The sequence below is a fragment of the Belliella filtrata genome (assembly GCF_022549775.1).
Lineage (GTDB): Bacteria > Bacteroidota > Bacteroidia > Cytophagales > Cyclobacteriaceae > Belliella > Belliella filtrata.
On record NZ_JAKZGP010000001.1, the window covers coordinates 172,859 to 193,594 of the forward strand.

Annotated in this window: 21 protein-coding genes; all 21 read right to left on the minus strand. The window is 36.8% G+C overall.

Annotated elements, in window-relative coordinates; translation table 11 throughout:
- Position 1 precedes the first annotated feature (1 nt).
- The gene (locus tag MM239_RS00730; protein WP_241345845.1) at positions 2-340 is read right to left on the minus strand and encodes a hypothetical protein; all 339 of its coding nucleotides are present in this window, start codon (positions 338-340) and stop codon (positions 2-4) included.
- Between the two features lie 56 nt (positions 341-396).
- Complete coding sequence (locus MM239_RS00735) at positions 397-978, minus strand: Crp/Fnr family transcriptional regulator (protein ID WP_241345846.1); 582 nt, start codon at positions 976-978, stop codon at positions 397-399.
- A 126-nt stretch (positions 979-1,104) separates the two neighbouring features.
- Positions 1,105-1,557 carry a DoxX family protein gene (locus MM239_RS00740; RefSeq protein ID WP_241345847.1) on the minus strand — a complete coding sequence of 151 codons (453 nt, stop codon included), beginning with the start codon at positions 1,555-1,557 and terminating at the stop codon, positions 1,105-1,107.
- Between the two features lie 55 nt (positions 1,558-1,612).
- Complete coding sequence (locus tag MM239_RS00745) at positions 1,613-2,179, minus strand: Crp/Fnr family transcriptional regulator (RefSeq protein WP_241345848.1); 567 nt, start codon at positions 2,177-2,179, stop codon at positions 1,613-1,615.
- Positions 2,180-2,371: 192 nt separating this feature from the next.
- Positions 2,372-2,908 carry a YfiT family bacillithiol transferase gene (locus tag MM239_RS00750; RefSeq protein ID WP_241345849.1) on the minus strand — a complete coding sequence of 179 codons (537 nt, stop codon included), beginning with the start codon at positions 2,906-2,908 and terminating at the stop codon, positions 2,372-2,374.
- Between the two features lie 189 nt (positions 2,909-3,097).
- Entirely contained in the window at positions 3,098-3,430 is a 333-nt protein-coding gene (locus tag MM239_RS00755; protein ID WP_241345850.1) for a nuclear transport factor 2-like protein, read from the minus strand.
- A gap of 514 nt (positions 3,431-3,944) precedes the next feature.
- On the minus strand, positions 3,945-5,744 hold the full coding sequence (locus tag MM239_RS00760; protein WP_241345851.1) for an acyl-CoA dehydrogenase family protein: 1,800 nt from the start codon (positions 5,742-5,744) through the stop codon (positions 3,945-3,947).
- 200 nt (positions 5,745-5,944) lie between these two features.
- A complete protein-coding gene (locus MM239_RS00765) occupies positions 5,945-6,202 on the minus strand; it encodes a four helix bundle protein (protein WP_317235584.1) in 258 nt (85 codons plus the stop codon).
- Positions 6,203-6,302: 100 nt separating this feature from the next.
- Positions 6,303-7,475, minus strand: a complete 1,173-nt coding sequence (locus tag MM239_RS00770) for a thiolase family protein (RefSeq protein WP_241345852.1) — start codon at positions 7,473-7,475, stop codon at positions 6,303-6,305.
- Positions 7,476-7,550: 75 nt separating this feature from the next.
- A complete protein-coding gene (locus tag MM239_RS00775; protein WP_241345853.1) occupies positions 7,551-7,934 on the minus strand; it encodes a four helix bundle protein in 384 nt (127 codons plus the stop codon).
- A 68-nt stretch (positions 7,935-8,002) separates the two neighbouring features.
- Positions 8,003-10,408 (minus strand): 3-hydroxyacyl-CoA dehydrogenase/enoyl-CoA hydratase family protein, encoded by a 2,406-nt coding sequence (locus MM239_RS00780; RefSeq protein WP_241345990.1) that lies wholly within the window; start codon positions 10,406-10,408, stop codon positions 8,003-8,005.
- 127 nt (positions 10,409-10,535) lie between these two features.
- On the minus strand, positions 10,536-11,012 hold the full coding sequence (locus tag MM239_RS00785) for a MarR family winged helix-turn-helix transcriptional regulator (protein ID WP_241345854.1): 477 nt from the start codon (positions 11,010-11,012) through the stop codon (positions 10,536-10,538).
- A gap of 316 nt (positions 11,013-11,328) precedes the next feature.
- The gene (locus MM239_RS00790) at positions 11,329-13,083 is read right to left on the minus strand and encodes an AMP-dependent synthetase/ligase (protein WP_241345855.1); all 1,755 of its coding nucleotides are present in this window, start codon (positions 13,081-13,083) and stop codon (positions 11,329-11,331) included.
- Between the two features lie 517 nt (positions 13,084-13,600).
- Positions 13,601-15,349 (minus strand): Ig-like domain-containing domain, encoded by a 1,749-nt coding sequence (locus MM239_RS00795; RefSeq protein ID WP_241345856.1) that lies wholly within the window; start codon positions 15,347-15,349, stop codon positions 13,601-13,603.
- Positions 15,346-16,233 carry a class I SAM-dependent methyltransferase gene (locus MM239_RS00800; protein ID WP_241345857.1) on the minus strand — a complete coding sequence of 296 codons (888 nt, stop codon included), beginning with the start codon at positions 16,231-16,233 and terminating at the stop codon, positions 15,346-15,348. The genes MM239_RS00795 and MM239_RS00800 overlap by 4 nt, the downstream gene beginning before the upstream one ends.
- A 1-nt stretch (position 16,234) precedes the next feature.
- On the minus strand, positions 16,235-18,100 hold the full coding sequence (mnmG, locus tag MM239_RS00805) for a tRNA uridine-5-carboxymethylaminomethyl(34) synthesis enzyme MnmG (protein ID WP_241345858.1): 1,866 nt from the start codon (positions 18,098-18,100) through the stop codon (positions 16,235-16,237).
- Positions 18,101-18,180: 80 nt separating this feature from the next.
- Entirely contained in the window at positions 18,181-18,606 is a 426-nt protein-coding gene (ybeY, locus tag MM239_RS00810; protein ID WP_241345859.1) for an rRNA maturation RNase YbeY, read from the minus strand.
- A 2-nt stretch (positions 18,607-18,608) separates the two neighbouring features.
- Positions 18,609-19,007 (minus strand): ATP-binding protein, encoded by a 399-nt coding sequence (locus tag MM239_RS00815; protein WP_241345860.1) that lies wholly within the window; start codon positions 19,005-19,007, stop codon positions 18,609-18,611.
- A gap of 39 nt (positions 19,008-19,046) precedes the next feature.
- Positions 19,047-19,811, minus strand: a complete 765-nt coding sequence (locus tag MM239_RS00820; RefSeq protein WP_241345861.1) for an exodeoxyribonuclease III — start codon at positions 19,809-19,811, stop codon at positions 19,047-19,049.
- Between the two features lie 40 nt (positions 19,812-19,851).
- Positions 19,852-20,214 (minus strand): hypothetical protein, encoded by a 363-nt coding sequence (locus MM239_RS00825; RefSeq protein ID WP_241345862.1) that lies wholly within the window; start codon positions 20,212-20,214, stop codon positions 19,852-19,854.
- Positions 20,207-20,560, minus strand: a complete 354-nt coding sequence (locus MM239_RS00830) for a carboxymuconolactone decarboxylase family protein (RefSeq protein WP_241345863.1) — start codon at positions 20,558-20,560, stop codon at positions 20,207-20,209. Before MM239_RS00830 ends, MM239_RS00825 begins: the two co-directional genes overlap by 8 nt.
- Positions 20,561-20,736 lie beyond the last annotated feature (176 nt).

The following is a 20,736-nucleotide window of genomic DNA, read 5'->3' on the forward strand; positions in this document are numbered from 1 at the left end:
TTTAGAACAATGGTTTTATTTTCGATTCAAACTGAGTACTTGTCAAACCTCCAGTATTGAAGAATCGATAGAGAACAAAACAAGCAGGGACAGTTAAAAAGATTGAGCAAATAATGAAAGTCGCGAGGCTAAAAAATATAGCTGAAGTATGAAGACCAATATCACCAATGTATGAAGTAAAGTTACCTTGCATGTCTATAAAATAAAAGTAAACAGCAATTGCATAATCGTAAAAGCGAATCGAAAGCTCATAGAGTAGCCAACTTGGGTAAAACCATTTCCTAACAGGCTGCCACCACTTTCCAAAAATCGATTTAAGTTGCTTGTTGCCACCTTTCATTTTTTAATCTTTTGGGCAAAATTAATGCAAAAGGAAGACCTGCTATTTGATCTATATCAAATTCGGTTTTTGGGGTTTCTTATTCTACTTAAAGTTTCTAAGGTAATTCCCAAGTAAGATGCAATGTGGGTGAGAGGTATGCGGTTTGTGATGTCTGGGTATATGCTTAGTAGTTGTCTGTATCTATCGTCTGCTTTGTTAAACTGAATGGTGTACAATCTTGCACAGAGCCCCAACATCGTTTCTGTTACTACTTTGCTAATAAAGCGCTCAAAATCATGATATTTATCTGATAATTCATCTATTATCTCTTTGGAATATTCAAGAACTATAGCGTCTTCAACGAATTCGACATAATGAGGGCTTGGGTTTTGACTGAAGAAACTAACTATAGGTGCCATAAATTGATTTTCGAAAGAAAACCAATCTGATATTTCTTTTCCATCTTTCAAGTAATAAGCTCTGGAGCATCCTTGAACAATCAAATACGCTTTTTTAGAAAATTGCCCTTCTCGTACGACAACTTCACCCCTTTTGTAATTGCTTACTTTAGCATTTCCAATAAATTCTTGTCTGCATTCATAAGATAGTGGTGAATAATTTTCTCCTACGGCATTTAAAACTTCTTCTAGATCCATTTTTCTATTCCTCTGTGGCTACATAAAAACTACTTCTGCGATTGAAGGAGTTGGTGCGTTTTCTCCATACACTTCAAAGTCTGTCTTACAAATTCAGTTCAAATCCACCTCCCAAAATTTTCACAATCAGTCCTTAATAGACGACAAATATACCCAAATGATAAAAAGGATTTGTAAAGGTACTCTGAACCACAAATAAGTCAATCCATTTCCTTCAAAAGTCCCTTTTTGATAATCAATTTGTTTGACTGCTGCATATATATTTGACGGAAGGATCATAATAAAAAATATGATTAACAGCCACGCAGTGATTACCCTGAAACTTGGAATAAAAAGTCCTATGGCGGCAATTATTTCTATAATTCCTGTAAGATAAACAACCTCTGTTTTGTAAGGAATAAAGTCGGGAAGCATCATTGTCATTCCTTTTGTAAATACAAAATGTGCAATTGCTGTAAACACAAGCATTGTCGACATGGCAATTCGGCCAGATAAAGCGACCTCTAAATTGCCACGAAAAATTTTCGTAGCCAATAATGAAATAAGAAATACACTTAATAAAACTATTAAAGGTTTCATCCGTCTTTTTTTAACAAAAATCTGGTTAATTGAGAGAAAAAACCATGAACTTGAGTTAATAAATTCGTTTCCGTATTCTGCTCAAAGCCTGAGGTGTAACTCCTATATAAGAGGCGATGTATTTTAAAGGTATGTGTTGCAATAGGTGCGGTTGTTCGACAAACAAATTCCGATATCGTTGTTCTGCTGTTTCATTCAAAAGTGAAAGTTCTCTTTTGGATTTTTTCAGGAACAGGTCTTCACTTGCATATCGTCCAATTGTATTTCCGATTCCTGTTTCGCTGTAAATCTCTTGTAGGTCATTATATGTCAACCGCCAGAGTGTAGTTTTTGACAAGGTTTCTATCTGATAATCTGACACTTTTCTAGTCAAAAATGAGTCATAACCACTTACAAAGTTATTTTCAAATACAAAAGCAAACGTTAAGCTGTTCTCCATCTTGGGAATATAAAAACGAACCATGCCTGTCTCAATAAATGATAGGTAATTCTCAACATGTCCGGCATTTAATAGGACGTGTTTTTTAGGAAATTCCTTTCTTACAAGCTTTGAAGAAAAAACCTTCCAGTCTTGGTCAGTTAACTTAATTGTACTTTCAAAATATTTTCGAATTTGTTCCATTTTTTACTTAAATATTCGGGAGTCATATTTAGATATGATGTTAACAGGTGTTGCGGTACTCTTTGTGTAAATTCTGGAAAGTTCTCAATAAAATGATGATAAAACTGTTCTCCTGAAAAATCATATAGATATTTTGACCGAAGCTGTGAAGCAGAATAGCCCTTTGGTAAATCAGTCTGAATATATTTATTTTTAACTCCAATTATTTCGCTTTTTTGTTTCCGTAATGTGAGCAAGATGATGGTTACAATGCCAAGCATATATACCGATATTCTCATCTACTCTAAACGTTTTGCCTTGTTCAGGATGAATAAATACCCTCTCAAATTGATCGTTGGTTAAGCTTTTAAGTATAGCGGTCCACCTTTCGTGGATTCCTTCTAGCATTTTTAAGGAAGGATGTATCGGCATTTTTTTCGTGTCAGTTAATTCTGCCCAAAGTTCCTCAAAGTAAGGTTTTATTACTGGTTTGTCTTCTGTCAAAGCCAATTTCAACCGAATCAGACTATTCATATGGCTATCAGCACAATGATGAACCACTTGTCTAAGTGTCCACCCATTAGGTCTGTATTGGGTATCAATTTGTGTATCTGTTAGGTGAAGAACCTCACTTGACATCCTCGCTGGGAAAGTAGCAATATCTGCAATCCAAGCTTGTAAATGGTCTACTGTAATTATTGTTGGTTTACCAAACTTACCAATAGGATACTTTAGTTTTTCGATGTTCATATACATTATTTTACCTTATTGATTGAATGCTGAAAACAGCAAAGCATGCTTCATCTGATGATTACCCTCTCAATAATCATCTTGATAGAATCTTATCTACCAAAAGTTTAGTAAAGTGGGCCACGGGTTGATTTTGTGATCTTTATGATGATAGGCCAGTACGCTGAGTCTATCAAGGATTAAGCCTCTCTAATACCTCATTCTCCAGCTGGTAATTAAGCCTTCTCTTACAGTGAATAAAAAGTTAGCCTTGTTTGAATATCCGATACTAGCATATTGACCTTTGACCACCACTTGATTTTCACTTTCTACTGTATACACTGGGTTTTGAAATTTTCCTTTTCTACTGATAATGTCGGACTCCAGCCATTTTGAGGCTGCATCTGGACTTTTCATTTGGCCAAATGTACCGTAGGCTTGTGTAAATTTTGGAGAAAACTGGGACCTAATTAATTCTGCACCTTCCACTTCCATTGCTTCGATAAGTGCTTTTACAGGTTTTATAATTTCTTCTTTATCCATTTCTTCTTTATTTATTAGATTGGAATTTTGAGTTTGAACATCATTAGAATGAGCACAATATGCACAATAACCTAATGATATTACATTCTATTCGTCTAGTACAAGATTATTAAGGCCACCCAATGTTTTTGTCAATTTTTCTTTCAATTGATAAAGTGATTGTTTATCAGTTTTGTCAAATCGAAATAATCATAAGAAAACTCAATCTTAATCATTGGATTTTTTTCCAAACAGTCATTTTTTAAAACCAGCTGTTTCATAATAATAAACTACCTCAATTTAAGAAATTTGGCCCAAAAGGTGTATCATTTATCAAAAATCCTCGGGTTGACTTGAGGCTTTTCATCTTATATAAATAATCGATTGTCCAATAGGTAAAGACCTTCGGGGTTCTTGGAAACCCCAAAAGACTTGTATCTCTAGTTCCTTTACGAAAAAAAAGCCTCTGAAAGATCAGGGGCTTTTTTAGTCTACAATCTTCGTGTCTTCGTGCCTTAGTGGCAAATTCAGTTACCTATGAAAAAGGATACTTCCCTTTCTCGATCATGTAATCTGCTATCTGCCTTCTCAAGGTCTTAGTATCTACCAAATCCATCTTGGTAAAGCGCTTCAAACCCATCAGCATGACTTTCTGCTCATCTCCTTTGGTAAATGAACCTATAGCTTCTTTGGCTGCGGCATTGATCTTATCTACAGCACCTGCTAGATAGACTTGTGCCATAGCAATCTGATGCTTAGCAGCTTCTTCTCCTTTGCTTTTGGCAAGCTTCTCTGCTCTGAGGATGGCAGACTCTACTGCGTAGATCTCTATCATCACATCCGCCAGATTCATCATGATCTCTTGCTCGGATTCTATTTTGTCTTGTAGGGCCATGGCCGCTTTGCCACCGACCATCAAGAAGACTTTTTTCAATCGCTTCAGTACATCTTTCTCCGCAGCAAAAAGCTCTGAAGTATCAATGGTCTCAAAACTCGGCACTGAGGTCAATTCTTGTGATACAGCCATGGCAGGTTCGAAGAGGTTGATCTCGCCTTTCATGGCTCGCTTCAAGACCATTCCTACCATCAGCATGCGGTTGATCTCATTGGTACCTTCATAGATCCTCACAATCCTGGCATCTCTATAAGCTCGCTCCATCGGTGCATCTGCTGAGTAGCCCATTCCCCCATATACTTGGACTCCTTGATCTGCTGCATAATCTAGCACTTCTGATCCGTGTACCTTGGAGATGGCACATTCTATCGCAAATTCCTCCACACCTTTGAGTTTGGCTTCGTTTTCATCCATTCCAGCTGCTACCAGTGCATTGATCTTATCCTCAATGTCCTGACCCACACGATAGGTCAGAGATTCTGATACAAATGTGCGGATAGCCATCTCTGCAAGCTTGGACTTGATGGCTCCGAAAGTATTGATGCTGACACCAAACTGCTTTCTCTCTGTGGAATACTTGATACAATTGCTGATGATATACCTGCCACCATTGAGGATACCAGATCCAAGCTTTACCCTGCCTACATTGAGGATGTTTACGGCGATTTTGAATCCATTTCCTCTCGCAGAGAGCATGTTTTCTACGGGTACTTTACAATCATTGAAGAACACCTGTCTGGTTGAGGATCCTTTGATACCCATCTTTTTCTCCTCCTCATTCATCGTGATCCCTCCGAAGGATTTCTCTACGATAAATGCCGTGAGATTCTTGTCATCTTCGATTTTGGCAAAGACAATGAAAACATCTGCAAATCCTGCATTGGAAATCCACATCTTCTGTCCATTGATTAAGTAGTGATTCCCATCAGCTGTAAGTGTGGCTTTGGTCTTGCCACTGTTAGCATCCGATCCAGCGTCTGGTTCGGTAAGGCAATAGCATGCCGCCCATTCTCCTGTAGCTAGCTTTGGAAGGTATTTAGATTTCTGCGCATCATTTCCGTAGAAAAGGATAGGTAATGTTCCAATTCCTGTGTGAGCACCATAAGTGGTAGAGAATGAACCCGCCGAACCAATGATATCCGCTATCAGCAATGAGGTATTGAAACTCATACCCATGCCACCATAATTTTCAGGAACAGAAATACCAAGTAGTCCAAGCTCTCCTGCCTTCTTGAAAATCGAAGGTACCAGGTCTGGATTCTTCATACTGTCGATCTCTTCGATATTCGGGGTGATCTCCGTATCGATAAAATCTTGGCAAGCTTGTGCCATCATCCGCTGTTCTTCACTAAACTCTTCAAAGATGAAGATATCGTCGGCCTCAGTTTCCTTTATCAGAAACTCGCCGCCATTAATTGATTTTTTGGTTATTGTATTCATAATTAGAGACTTTAGATTCAATACGTAAGACATAAGACAAGCCATAGCCCTACAGATAAGTCATTATTTTTTTTAGATATGAGATGTGAGATATGAGTTGTGAGCTAGTTTGAAATTTTAGTTATAAGAGAATAGGTCATTTTTTGTAATCCATTAATTTCTACATTGAATTCATCAAAATCACTTAGACTCAAAAACTCTTATTCCAATGAGATAATTAATTGAGTTTCTAATTCACATAAAGATCCGTATGCAATTCCAAGAAATTGAAGAAACTTCTTATTTCCTCTTCTTCCTGCTCCCTCAGCAATGTTTGAAGGTACTGAAACAGAACATCTTCTAATTTGAGAAGTCAAACCAAACATTCCCTCTGAAGGAAAAAATTTTGTTGCTTTATATACACTTAAAGCTAGTTTGATGAATCTCTTCCAAATTTTCAATTCTTTATGATTATTCATAATTCTAGAGGTTAAAGTTTGAAAATTAATTATCCCTAATCCATAATTTTACATTACTATTAAATCTTATATAGACCAAAACGGCGTCACTTCTCATATCTCATTTCAATAATTCAAACACTCCTGCTACTCCTTGGCCACCACCGACGCAAGCTGTGACCATGCCGTACTTTTTGTTTTGACGTCTTAGCTCATTGAAAAGCGTAACCGAAAGCTTGGCTCCAGTACACCCTAGTGGGTGACCAAGGGCAATGGCTCCCCCATTCACATTGACGATGTCAGGATTCATATCTAGAGATTTCATCACTGCTAGGCCTTGAGCTGCAAAGGCCTCATTGAGCTCTATCAAGTCGATCTTGTCCAAGGTCAAGCCAGCCTGTTTTAGCGCTTTTGGCACGGCTTCTTTTGGTCCTATTCCCATGATACGAGGCTCTACGCCTGCCACAGCATAGGACATCATCCTGGCTATAGGCTCTAAGTTGAGTTCCTTGACCATTCGCTCTGACATCACTACCACGAATGCCGCTCCATCAGATGTCTGAGAAGAGTTTCCGGCTGTCACAATCCCACCTTGCTTGAAAGCTGGTCTCAAATTGGACAAAGCTTCCATCGAGGTTCCCTTACGTGGGCCTTCGTCTGTATCTACTGTGTACTTTCTGGTTTTTCTTTTGCCATTGTCCAAAAAAGTCTCTTCTACTTCCACGGGCACGATTTCATCTTTGAACCGACCTTCTGCGATAGCAGCAAGTGCCCTGTCGTGTGACCTTACTGAAAACTCATCTGACTGCTCTCTGGTGATATCGTAATCTTTGGCAAGCTCCTCTGCAGTCAAACCCATACTGAGATAATAATCAGGAGTCTGTGAGGCAATCTTCCAGTTCAAGGCAGTCTTGTATCCCATCATTGGTAGAAGTGACATGGATTCAGTACCCCCAGCGATGATACAATCAGCCATACCAGCTTTAATTTTCCCCACAGCCAAAGCAATTGCTTCTAATCCTGATCCACAGTACCTGTTGATGATAAATCCAGGGTTCTCTACACCCAGTGCCAAAAGGGAGATCATTCTTCCCATTTGCATGCCTTGCTCTCCTTCGGGGATAGCGTTTCCGACGATCAGGTCATCTACCATCTTGGACTCAAGTCCAGGAGTATTGGCTACTAATTGTTTGATCACGTCTGCTGCCAAATCATCTGGGCGATAAAATCTAAAACCACCCTTTTTGGCCTTTCCTACAGCCGATCTATATCCATTTATGATGTATGCTTCCATTTTGTTTAATTTAAAAGATGTTCTTTAATTGATAGTATTGCGCTCTTTGATTCGTAAGAATCGAGATACTAGAGATTAGATTTTTTTCTTATAGGGATTTGATTTCACGTTAGATTTAAGGCCAATAAGCATTTTTTGAATTTCGTCAAGATTTTGATTGATAGAGTCAAATTTATCTTGATTCAACAGCCCTACTATTCTAGCAATGATAGTTTGAGTTTCTAGTTCAAAACTTTCACCAAGAATAATATCGAGACAATTTGTAAAAGCCTTCGAAGAATTTCTTGCTACACCTTCAGCAATATTAGAAGGAATTGAAACACTAGATCTTCTCATCTGAGAAGACATACCAAGTTTCTCTTCTCTAGGAAATAGTGCTGTAGTCTCATAGACTTTCACAGCCAAATCAACAGACTTATTCCAAACATGCAGGTTTTTAAAATTATGCCACAATTTCATGAAATATCAGTTTAAAATTTATACCTATTCCATCTACTCGTCACTATCCAAATTCTCGCCTATCGTCTCTAATTCCTCAACGGCTTACCTTTGAACAAGATACTGTGGATCCTTTCTAGGGTTTTTTTCTCACCGGTGAGGCTTAGGAAAGCTTCGCGCTCTAGATCGAGTAAGTATTGCTCACTGACTAGGGTCGGTGAGGAAAGATCTCCTCCAGACATTACCCAGGCAAGCTTTCTAGCAATCTTGGCATCATGATCTGAGATATAGCTTCCATACTGCATGCCTGTGATACCAGCTTCGAAGAGTGCGAGTGATGTTTTTCCAAGTACTTTGATATCCGTGCGCTGAGCTGCTTGCGAGTATCCAGCTTCTGCTAGTAGGAGCACCTTTGATTTGGCTTCAGCGAGTTGGCGCTTTCTATTCAGTGTGATGCCATCCTTAGCCTGTAAGTAACCCAGTCCTCTCGCTTCTTCTGCTGAGGTAGAAACTTTGGCAGTGGCTATGTTCATGAAATATTCCTGTAGCCTATTCAATTCTACATCTCCTTCTTTGATCTCATTCGAGAACCTTAAGGTCATCTCCTTGGTACCTCCACCAGCTGGAATCAATCCCACGCCAAACTCTACGAGTCCCATATACAATTCTGCGTGGGCCTGAACTACATCTGCATGAAGAGACAGCTCACATCCACCTCCCAAAGCCATGTTGTGTGGAGCTACTACTACTGGTACAGAAGAATAGCGTGCCCTCATCATGGTGTTTTGGAAACCCGCAATCATCAAATTGATCTCATCATATTCTTGATCTCCAGCATACATGAATAGCATGGCAAGATTTGCTCCTGCGGAGAAATTAGGTCCTTCATTGCCTATTACCAGACCTTTGTAAGATTTCTCTGCCATAGATATGGCCGTATTGATTCCTTCTATTACTTCTTGGCCCAGTGAATTCATTTTGGTATGGAATTCTAATCCGATCACATCATCACCAAGGTCGTAGATTGAAGAACCTGCATTGCCCCAGATCTTCTTATCTGCTGATTTGAGGGTATCAAGGATGATAAAATCCTCAATTCCTGGTATGGCTTTGTAAGATTTGGTACTGATATCATAGTATTTTTTCTGACCTCCTTCTACCTTATAGAATGTGCTGTGACCAGCTTCTAGCATTTCATGTACCCATGAAGCTGCTTTTTCACCAGCTGCTTCCATTTTGTCTACTGTATCTTTTACACCAAGTACATCCCAAGTCTCAAATGGCCCAAGCTCCCAACCAAATCCTGCACATACAGCTTGATCTATGCGATAGGTCTCATCTGAAATCTCTGGAATTCTATGTGAACAGTATTTGAACAAATCATAGAATGAAGCCCTGTAGAATTCACCTGCTTTATCATCAAAGTTGAGCAGAAATTTGATTCTCTTCTTGAGGTCTTCTATTTCCTTAGAAGCTTCAAGCGCCTTGAACTTGGGTTTTTCGGCATCTTTGTACTCAAAGGTTTTTAGATCTAGTTCCTTAAGCTCTTTGCTTCCGTCTTTGTGACGAATCATTTTAAAGTAACCTTGACCTGTTTTGTCACCCCACCATTTGTTCTCATAGAGAACTTTGACAATGTTGGGAAGCTGGAATTTGTCCTTTGATTCATCATGATCTAAAGCTTTGTAGAGATTATTGGCCACATTCACTGTGGTATCAAGCCCCACTACATCCATGGTACGAAAAGTTGCGGACTTAGCCCTACCTATCACTGTTCCAGTCAATTTATCTACTTCTGATACACCTAAGCCCATTTTCTCTATCGTGTGCATACCTGATATAATAGCATATACACCGATTCTGTTGGCTATGAATGCTGGAGTATCTTTACACAATACAGTCTCTTTGCCTAAAAATCTATCGCCATAATCCATCAAAAAGTCGATCAGTGCAGGGTCAGTCTTTGGTCCAGGGATAATCTCAAGAAGTCTAAGGTATCTTGGTGGGTTGAAAAAGTGTGTCCCTGCGAAATGTTTCTGAAAATCTTCCGACCTTCCTTCACACATCATTTGCATAGGAATTCCTGAAGTATTTGAAGTGATGAGTGTACCAGGCTTGCGGTGTTTCTCTAACTTTTCGAAAAGAGACTGCTTGATATCAAGTCGCTCAACAACTACTTCCATGATCCAATCGTAATCTTTGATCTTGGCAAGATCATCATCAAAATTACCTGTAGTGATCAAATCGACATTTTTTGAATCATACAATGATGCGGGCTTCGTTTTTAGCGTTTGTTGCAGTGCATTGTTTACGATTCTATTTCTTACTTCCTTACTTTCTATCGAAAGTCCCTTTTTAGCTTCCTCTTCTGAGAGTTCCTTGGGAACAATGTCTAGGAGGAGAACTTTCACGCCAATATTTGCAAAATGGCATGCTATCCTAGATCCCATCACACCCGAACCCAAAATCGCTACTTTCTGAATGCTTCTTTTCATCATTTTATGTTTGATTATTTTAATGGTTTTACTTTTTCACAACTCCTATAGAAAACAAACTCCCCTTAACGAAAGATTGTTGACTTCACTTCTCAGCTTATCGACAGCTCCAAAGTGAACGAACTTATCAATGTTCATACACATTTTCCTGCTGTGAATCAGGGCTAATTGACTCCGATTGGTTGTACTCTATTATTAGATTTAATTTTTCAAAGACTTTAAAAAATGTCTGCAATTCTTCATCGCTGACTTGCTCTCTTACTTGCTGGTTGAATGCCTTTATAGTGCCAACGGAAATTTCCTTTTTACGTTTACCTTCTTCGGTCAAATATATTCTGACAGACCTTTTGTCCACAGCATCTGGCTTTCTATAGATAAGATTTTTTTCTTCCATGGTTTTGAGCATGCGGGTGAGGCTTCTTGCTTCCAATCCCATCATAGGTGCTATCTTCGTTGCTGGTGTGCCTTCTTTGGAGTTGATATTAATCAAAACATAGCCAATAGCTGCTGTAAAATCTTCCTGAGCTGCTTTTTGGTTGTACATTCTAGATATGGCATGCCAAGAACTTTTAATATGAAAATCTACCGTTTCTTCACGTTTCATAGGCAATCACTTTATTTTTCATGCCTAATTTACAAAAATTTGTTATGCATACATACTATTTTCGGAAAAAAGTTATGCATGCAGCATAAAAGGATTGGAAGATTAATGAGTAGTAAATAGATGAGCGTTTAGAATCGAGAGACAATGAATGAGGAAGAGCGAAATAAAGTAGAAGTATGCCTGCGGCGAAACATGTAAGCCCTAAGTTAATTAAAACAATTCAGTTCATGAGAATGAAAGTTATTAATAAAACTACGGGATCACTTCTTAATTCGATAGATCGATCAGGCACAATCCTTTCATTTTTCCTAAAGCTTCATATGTAGAGCCTTTCAATCTCTTTGGCAAATTTGCTGTGGATGACTTTTCGTTTCAATTTCATGGTGGGTGTAAGTTCTCCAGATTCAACCCCCCAAGGTGTGTCTAGCAATTCAAATCGCTTGATCTGTTCCCATTTTCCAAAATACTTGTTCAAAGTTTCAATTTCCCTTTGATATTTTTCAATTATCTCAGATTTACCAACCATTTCATGATCCGAAGTGTATGGTATGTCTTTGTGCTTACAGTATTCCCGTAATCCATCAAAACTTGGTACTATCAAAGCTGCTGGATAGTTTTTTCCTTCACCTACGATGATGATTTGCTCGATAAGTGTGGATTCTTTGAACTTGTTTTCCATAGGTTGAGGAGCTATGTATTTCCCTCCAGAAGTTTTGAACATCTCCTTTTTCCTATCTGTGATCTTCAGGTAATTCCCTTCACTTAATTCGCCAATATCTCCTGTATGAAACCAGCCATCAATGATCACTTCCTGCGTCAGTTCAGGCTGCGTATAGTAGCCTAGCATGACATTTGGTCCTTTTACAAGGATTTCCCCATCTTCAGCAATCTTCACTTGTACCTCCTTGACTAGCCTACCGACATATCCAATTTTGATTTCATTCAAGGTACAAATAGAAGTAGATACCACAGGAGAAGTTTCTGTCAAGCCATATCCTTCACAAACGGGAATTCTTGCACCCCAAAATACCCTGGCTAGTCTTGGCTGAAGTGCTGATGCTCCTGAATTAATTTGCAAGATATTTCCTCCCAAAGCTTCCCTCCATTTGCTAAAAATCAACTTATTGGCTATGCTTAGCTGTAGATCATACCAGAAACCTTGTGATTTACTAGGTTCAAATTTTAATCCTAAGTTCAAAGCCCAAAAGAACAACGATTTTTTTAAACCTTGGAGCTCATAGCCTTTGGCTACAATCTTATCATATACTTTTTCCAATAATCTAGGTACCGTATTGAAAACTTGCGGCTGAATCTCTTTTAAGTTGTCTCCTAGCTTCTCCATACTTTCTGCATAGTAGATAGATACGCCCATATACATAAAGCAAAAAGAACCCGTACGCTCATAAATATGGCAAAGTGGTAAGAAACTCAGAGCTTTAGATTTACCTCTTGGTACCATCATCCTATCTTCCACTGCGAGAAGGTTGTGAATTACATTTCGATGAGTAAGCATGACTCCTTTTGGCCTTCCTGTGGTTCCAGAAGTATAGATAATGGTAAACATATCATCGATTTTCACATTATCTTTTAAGCTTTCTAAGTCAGCTAGATTTCCAGATATTCCTTGTTTCGATATTTCTTCCCAGTATCTACATCCTTCAAGTTGGTCAAAAGATAGAAGTTCTATGGAAGTTCCTGCAGCTGCTTCTTTAGCCTTTTCAAAAATCTCTTCACTTCCTACAAATGCCATTTTCACAGAAGCGTGATCAAAAATATAGCGATAATCTTCCGCAGATATTGTCGGATACATGGGTACTGATATGGCTCCTATCTGTTGCAAAGCAAGATCAACAAAATTCCATTGAGGTCTATTCTCAGATATAATGGCAACTTTATTACCAGGTAAAATCCCTTCTGCTATCAATCCCAAACTCAAATTATCGACAATTTCTTTGAAATTTTTTGATGAATAAGTTTTCCATTTTTCATTGACCTTTTCTGCTAAAGCAACTTCGCTATCATAAGTAGCGATCTGAAAAGGAATGATATCAAAGAGTCTGTTGATTTGCATGATTATTTTGGTTTTTGATCTAGGTTATCAAATTATCAAAAATGTATGAGTAATCCAATTAAAGATTTTGAACTCAATAGAATGCTTTTGAAAAATAGAGGACAAAAGAAAAGGAAGTGAAGAGTTATCCACTTCCTATTTTAATTAACAGGTTAATTTTTTAAAAGATCAAGTTAAGGTTATTATAGTGTGGATTTGTGGACAAATATGTGGAGATATTTTACGCACAGGGCTAATTGATAATTTTAACTGTTTATCCACTTTTTATACACAGTCTTTTTGATCTTAACTTACTGATTATGTATCTATTCGATTTTACTTTTCAAATTGGTGTGTATAATCTTATTTGAGATAATTGTCTGTAACTTTTTGTGTTTAGAATTGTGGATTACTGTTTATGATTTATCAGTTATCCTCATATTTCTCTAAAAGTGGGATAGTTCGTTTTAGCTTTTGGGATAAGTAGGTAGATATGCTCATGTTATCTACACTTATCCACACGTTTTTACATGCTTATCTACATACTTGTTTCCTCTTCTTCTACAGGTTCTTTAACATCAATTTCTGTAGCTGATTCGTTTTCATCATCTGTTATGATTGGCTCGGAGATGACTGGTCTCTTGGTTCTTGGTATTACTGTTATTTCATTTGTCCATCCTGCTTTCAATGGTATATCGTAGGATTTTGGATCATCAGGATTGGTATAGTACCATACTTGTTCTGCTTGTCTATTTTCTCTCATGTTTGAAGGATCCCACTTTCTGTTTTTATTTTCATCTACTATTACTCTAAGTTGATAAGTAGCTGGTTCTAAGTTTAGGAAAGAGTGTTTGTTTGTTTCAGTTAAATATACAGTTTTGTATATTTTACCTGATTTATCTAATAATTCAAGTATTAGAGGTCTTTTTTCAGAATCTATAGTAACCAATAGCTCTGTTACTAATGTCTCTGGATTTAGTTTCTTATAATTTGCCTCTATTTTCTTTTCATTGAACATATTCTCTATGTCAAAGAATGTAGAGTCAGCTGCAAAGATTTGAAATGTACTATTGCTGATGCTATCTGGTATAGGAATATCTATTTTGATCTTTGTGAATAGACTACTATCTGGAAGATATACCCATTTGGGTTCAATGGGAATTATAGATGCTGAATCATACTTGACAAACAGTGAATCATATTTGATCTCTTTGATTGGTTTGTTGAAGCTAAATTCTGCTTGAATTTTTTTGAGAAAAGATGTGCCAGTATTAGTAGTGGTTTCGAGTGCTTCTTTTCTTCTATCACTTTCTTCAAATTTCAGGTATATCAAAGTATCTACTTTGAAGCCGACAGAATCTCTTAGATTTAATGCTATCTGAATGCTGTCGTTCCTAAGTGAAGTATGATAGAATCTTAAGTTCTTTTCATTTTTTCTGTAGAATAGCTCGTTTCCAAAATCTTTATGATCCACCTGTATAGATACTGGGTCTTTACTTAATACTACATCATAATTTTCCCCTGTAGTAGATGCCCTATTAATTCTTAGATCGCTTAAGTCTGCTTTTGATAAGAGGAATTGTACATCGTTGATATCATCATTGATAGTGATAGTGTCCCCAAAAAATGCATAAGCCTCTGATTTGTCTTCGGCCTTCAATGTATTGTTTGAATCATGCCATGCATATGCCCTGTATTCTCCTGCTTTGATATTGGTGATCTCGAATCTACCTGCTGTGTCTGCAGCTGCTATGTAGTATGGTGGTGCTAGAAGTACGTCTGTGGTATCATTTTTTTCATATAGTCCTATGAGTACATCTTTGATGAATTTATCCTTTTGAGGAAATACATAGGATACCCTTCCAGTGAACTTTAGACTATCTATTTCATTTCCTGTGGAGAATACCAATTTTAAGTTTTCTGCTGGATTTCCTTCAGTAATGTCTTGTATGGATTTTTGAAAATTGAACACATAAGTCGTGCTATCTTCTAGTTCTTGATTTAGTTTGATATTGACTTTATTTTTAATAGCTGTCGCTACCATTTCGTCCTTATTGATTCTAGGTGTGACTATGATTTGTTTATTGGCATTTTCCAGTTTTATGTACTCATTGAATTCAAGCTCTATAGTTGTTGGCTTTATATTTATGGACTCATTAGAAGGCTTCATACTTATAAGAATGGGTGGATCTTCATCTTTTTCCCCTCCCATGGGTGTACTTACCTTTGCACAAGATTTTATGCAAATTATGATGATAATTGCCAATATATATTTTATGAATTTCATTTTTTCTTTAAAATAAACATTATGCTAGAGTAATTATTATCGCTTTTGGCTGTTGCATTAGATTTCCAGCCATTCATGAATGCGTTAAGTGGTGCTAGTATCTTATTTTTTGAATCGTAAGACGCTGATAGAAGTGATACATAATAGCTATCAAATAGCATTGGTTTTTGTGCTATTATTTCTAGCTGATGAATTGATGCGAAGTTCTGCATGCTTACTTGATCAAAGTGGTACAAGTGTCTCGGGACATCCCATGCTGCCCAATTTTCTTGATATGCATTAGCATCATGTGATTGATGATTGGGTACTGCTATGAATAAAAGACCATTATAATTCAGTTTTTGAATGAGATTCTCAATAGTCGAATTGAGATTGTGTATATGTTCTAGGACATGAAATAATGTAATGGTATCATACCTGTTATTATCATCAAGCTTTTCTATCGAATCAAAGACATTGATATCAAATTTATTGGCTATCGCTCTGGCATCTTGATTGGGTTCAATACCGGATACGTTCCAACCATTGACTTTAGCTTCTTTCAAGAAATAACCAGTACCACATCCATAGTCTAAGAGACTTCCTTTTGAAGGTGTGTACTCTTTGATCCATCCAATCTTTGTTTTGAGTGTAATTTTTCGAACCTGTTTGTATATAAGGTTGATGAGGTTGTTTCCTTTGTCTTTGTGTGAAACGTAATTATCGAATTGATAGTACTTCCCTATATCATTTTCGCTTGGTCTTGGATTGGTAAAAATAAGTTTACAATCTTCACATTTGCATAAAGTGAATGTTTCCTCAGATACAGCGTGATCTTTGATAGTTTTAAAAACATGAAAATGCCCACTCAAGCAAAGTGGGCATTTGGTTAATTTTTGATACATTTTATCTTCCTAAGTAAACAGTCAATATAGATAGGTCAGCTGGAGATACTCCAGAGATTCTTGAAGCTTGACCGAGTGTTTCTGGCCTGATTTTATGGAGTTTTTGTCTTCCTTCTGCGGATAATGCTGATACAGTTAAGTAATCAAAGCTCAATGGAATTCTATAGTTCTCCATGTTGTTCAATTTTTCCACCATTTGTTGTTCTTTGTCGATGTAGCTTTCATACTTGATTTGTATCTCAGCTTGGTCTATTACATCTTCCTCATATTTGGCTACGTATGATTTCAGCTCTTCATCGAGAGTTGCAATATCTCTAATACCAAGTTGTGGTCTTTTGATTAGCTTATCGACAGTTACTTTTTCTTTGATTGTAGCTGTTTCTAAGTTTTCTAAGCCATCATTGATGAGGTCTGGACTCAATCTTTTTTGTTTGAGATCGTTGATTAATTTTGCTGTATTTTGTTTTTTTGACAACACTTTTTCTAATCTTACATCATCAGCAAGTCCTATATCATGCCCTATTTGAGTTAATCTAAGATCTGCATTATCTTGCCTCAGTAGAAGTCTGAATTCCGCTCTAGAAGTAAACATTCTATATGGTTCTTCAGTCCCCTTATTGATTAGATCATCTATAAGTACGCCAATATAGGCATCTGATCTTTTTAGCAGAAATGGATCTTTTTCTTGTACTTTCAAAGAAGCATTGATTCCTGCTACTAAGCCTTGTGATGCAGCTTCTTCATATCCTGTAGTTCCGTTTATCTGACCAGCAAAATACAAGTTCTCAATCAATTGAGTTTCTAGTGTCAATTTCAATTGTGTAGGTGGAAAGAAATCATACTCTATTGCATATCCTGGTCTGAACATTTTTGCATTTTCAAAACCAGGGATTTTCCTCATTGCTTCGTATTGCACATCTTCTGGAAGTGAAGTCGAAAATCCATTGATATACATTTCTACAGTATTCCACCCCTCTGGTTCTACAAAGATCTGGTGTCTTTCTCTTTCAGCAAATCTATTGATTTTGTCTTCAATAGAAGGACAGTATCTAGGCCCCAAACCTTGAATTCTTCCATTGAACATTGGAGACCTATCGAATCCTGTTTCTAGTGTTTGGTGTACATTTTTATTGGTATAGGTAATCCAGCAAGTATGTTGATTTTTTAAGGGTTGTGTTTCATCAGAGTATGAAAATTTTTCGGGTTTTTCATCTCCATATTGAATCTCCATTTTTGAATAATCAAGTGATCTACCATCCACTCTTGGAGGTGTACCAGTCTTCATTCTACCCGCTTCAAAACCCAATTGTACCAGTTGTTCTGTTATTCCCTTTGCTGCTCCTTCACCTGTCCTCCCTCCTCCAAATTGCTTTTCACCTATATGAATAAGTCCATTCAAGAAAGTACCATTTGTTAGTACAACTGACTTTCCTTTTACTTCAAGTCCAATACTTGTCCTTACTCCTATTACTCTTTTGTCTTTGGTAATTAGTCCAGTAATCATCTCTTGCCAAAATTCTACGTTTGGCGTCTGTTCCAATGCTAAACGCCATTCTTCTGCAAATCTCATCCTATCATTTTGCGTTCTTGGAGACCACATGGCAGGACCTTTCGAACGGTTTAACATTCTAAATTGTATCATAGATTTGTCAGAAATTATACCTGACATCCCTCCTAAGGCATCAATTTCCCTTACAATTTGTCCTTTAGCGACACCTCCCATTGCTGGATTGCATGACATTTGCGCTATGGTATTCATATTCATAGTACACAGTAATACCTTAGAACCCATCTTTGCCGCGGCATGTGCAGCTTCACAGCCTGCATGCCCCGCTCCTACTACTATGACATCATATTCTGGAAACATATTATATTTATTGAAGTGTTCCACGTGGAACACTGTATTTTTAATTTTTATTTTACTATAAGTGTTCCACGTGGAACACTTTATATCTCTTGAAAGATAGATATAGATTGATCTTCTTTTAATCTCATTTCTTTGGCTTCACTTTTGGTTTTATCTTTATATCCCATAAGGTGAAGTAATCCGTGGCTTAGTACTCTTAGTAATTCTATTTCGAAAGGAGTTTTCTCGTCTTTGGCGTTGTCTTCGACTCTGTCCAGACTTATGAAAATATCTCCTTCTATAGTATTTTCTTTCTCAGAATTATCAAATGTAATGATATCTGTATATGTGTCGTGATCGAGATATTCTACATTAATCTTATGTAAATATTCATCTGAACAAAAGATATAATTCAAATCTAAGATTTTATAGCCTTCTGAAATTGCTATTTTTTTTAGCCAACTTTTATGTTTAAGCTTTTGAGTTAGCCTGAATTTTCTGTCCTCATTAAAAAAAGAAATAGCCATACTTACATATAAAATGTTAAAATGGTTTTTCTTCCCTCATCTTCGAAAGTAACATCATCTGATAAATGCTTCATGATGAAAATGCCTCTTCCTCCTGCTTTTTCTAAGTTTTCAGGTTCTGTCGGATCTTGTAATTCATTGTAATCAAATCCTTTACCTTCATCTGTTATGATAAACTTAACTTGATCATCTTCAAAATGAAGTTCCAGATCGACTGCCTTGCTCGAATTGCTTTCATTGCCATGCAATATTGCATTACTGACACATTCGGTGACTGAAATCATAATATTTCCATAGATATCGTCATCGATATGGAACCTTTCTCGGGCATTGTCGATGAAGCTCTCTATGATTTTTATGTTCTCAATCAGAGATGGGATTGAAATTTTAATAGATTTCATTAAGCTTTTGTTGATGAATGAATATTTTTTTTGATTATTTCATTTTTGTAATTCTATCATTATCGGACAATGATCCGAGTGCATTGCCTCTGGTAATATCAATGCTTGCATCACTTTATCTTTGATTGGATCTGTGACCATATGGTAGTCTATTCTCCAACCTAGATTTTTTGCTCTTGCCCCTGCTCTATAACTCCACCATGTATATTGATGTGGTGAATCGTTATGTTGCCTGAAACTATCGTGGAATCCATTTTCAGTAAACTTATCCATCCATGCTCTTTCCTCTGGTAGAAAGCCTGATGAATTTTTATTTGATACTGGATTATGGATGTCTATAGGTTTGTGACAAATGTTGTAATCACCACTGATGATCAGATTTGGTATCTTTTTTTTCAAATCTTGAGTATAGCCATATATATCATCTAAGAATTTGTACTTGAAGTCTTGTCTGATATCTCCAGTCGTACCGGATGGGAAATATGCGCTCATAAAGGAAAAATCTTCAAAATCAGCTCTGATGATCCTTCCTTCATCATCATAGACTGGAATAGAAAGTCCATGTTCTATGTGCTTCGGTTTGATTTTACTTAATATTGCTGTACCACTATATCCTTTTTTTACTGCTGGATTCCAGTATATATGATATCCCATGTCTTCGAATATGCTTTTGTCAATTTGATTTTCTAAAGCTTTTACTTCTTGAAGACCAATAATATCTGGATCAGTAGCTGTTAACCATTCAGCAAATCCTTTATTGAGAGCTGCTCTGATCCCGTTTACATTGTAGGATACGATTTTCATGGGTTTAAGATGTTTAATTTTGTGCTAATAAAGAAGCTTATTAGGTTATTTCGATTTCAAATTCTTGTTCAAAGTATTCTATTACTTGGATTTTTAGAAATTTTTCTTGGTCTATAGCATTCAAGTGCGGTAATTTCTTTAGTAACTTCCAATGAGGCCAACCTTCTTGGTCTATATATTCTAACTCATAAAAACCTGCAAGACTTAATACTTTACATATTGCAATGTGCATTAGATCTTGTTTTTGCTCTTTTGTAAAGGTTTTATTTCCTTGACCTAGTTCTTGTACTCCTATCAAGAAAAGTACTCCATTTAGATCAGCGGGTTTTTTACCTATCAATTCATGTATACCCTGAAGTAGTTTGTTCCACCGTTTTTCTAAATCCAGTTCTTTTTTAAACATTCTTGTGTTGTTTTTCTAATTCTTCCCAGTATTCTACTGCTCTTCTTAAATGAGGAATTACTATAGATCCACCTATCAAAGTAGCTATAGAGAATACTTCAAATACTTCTTCTTTCTTCAGGCCAGCTTCAAATGACTTTCCTAAATGATATTTGATACAATCATCGCATCTCAATACCATAGAGCAGGCTAAGCCTATCATTTCTTTGGTTTTGATATCAACAGTACCTTCTGCATAAGCATTGGTATCTAGGTTGAAAAAGCGCTTGATTACTTTATTGTCAGCTGACATGATTTTTTCATTCATGCGGCTTCTGTAATCATTGAATTCCTCTATTAAATTCATTATATTCCCTTGGGTTTTATTTAACTAGCAAATATAACAGGTATTTTGCTGCCATGATGATCTAACAAGCCTTTTTGGATATGCGTTTCACATTTTGGGAAGATTTTTTAGCATTGGTTTTTCCAAAAACCTGTGCAAGTTGCAATCAGAGTCTATTTGACTTTGAAAATACACTG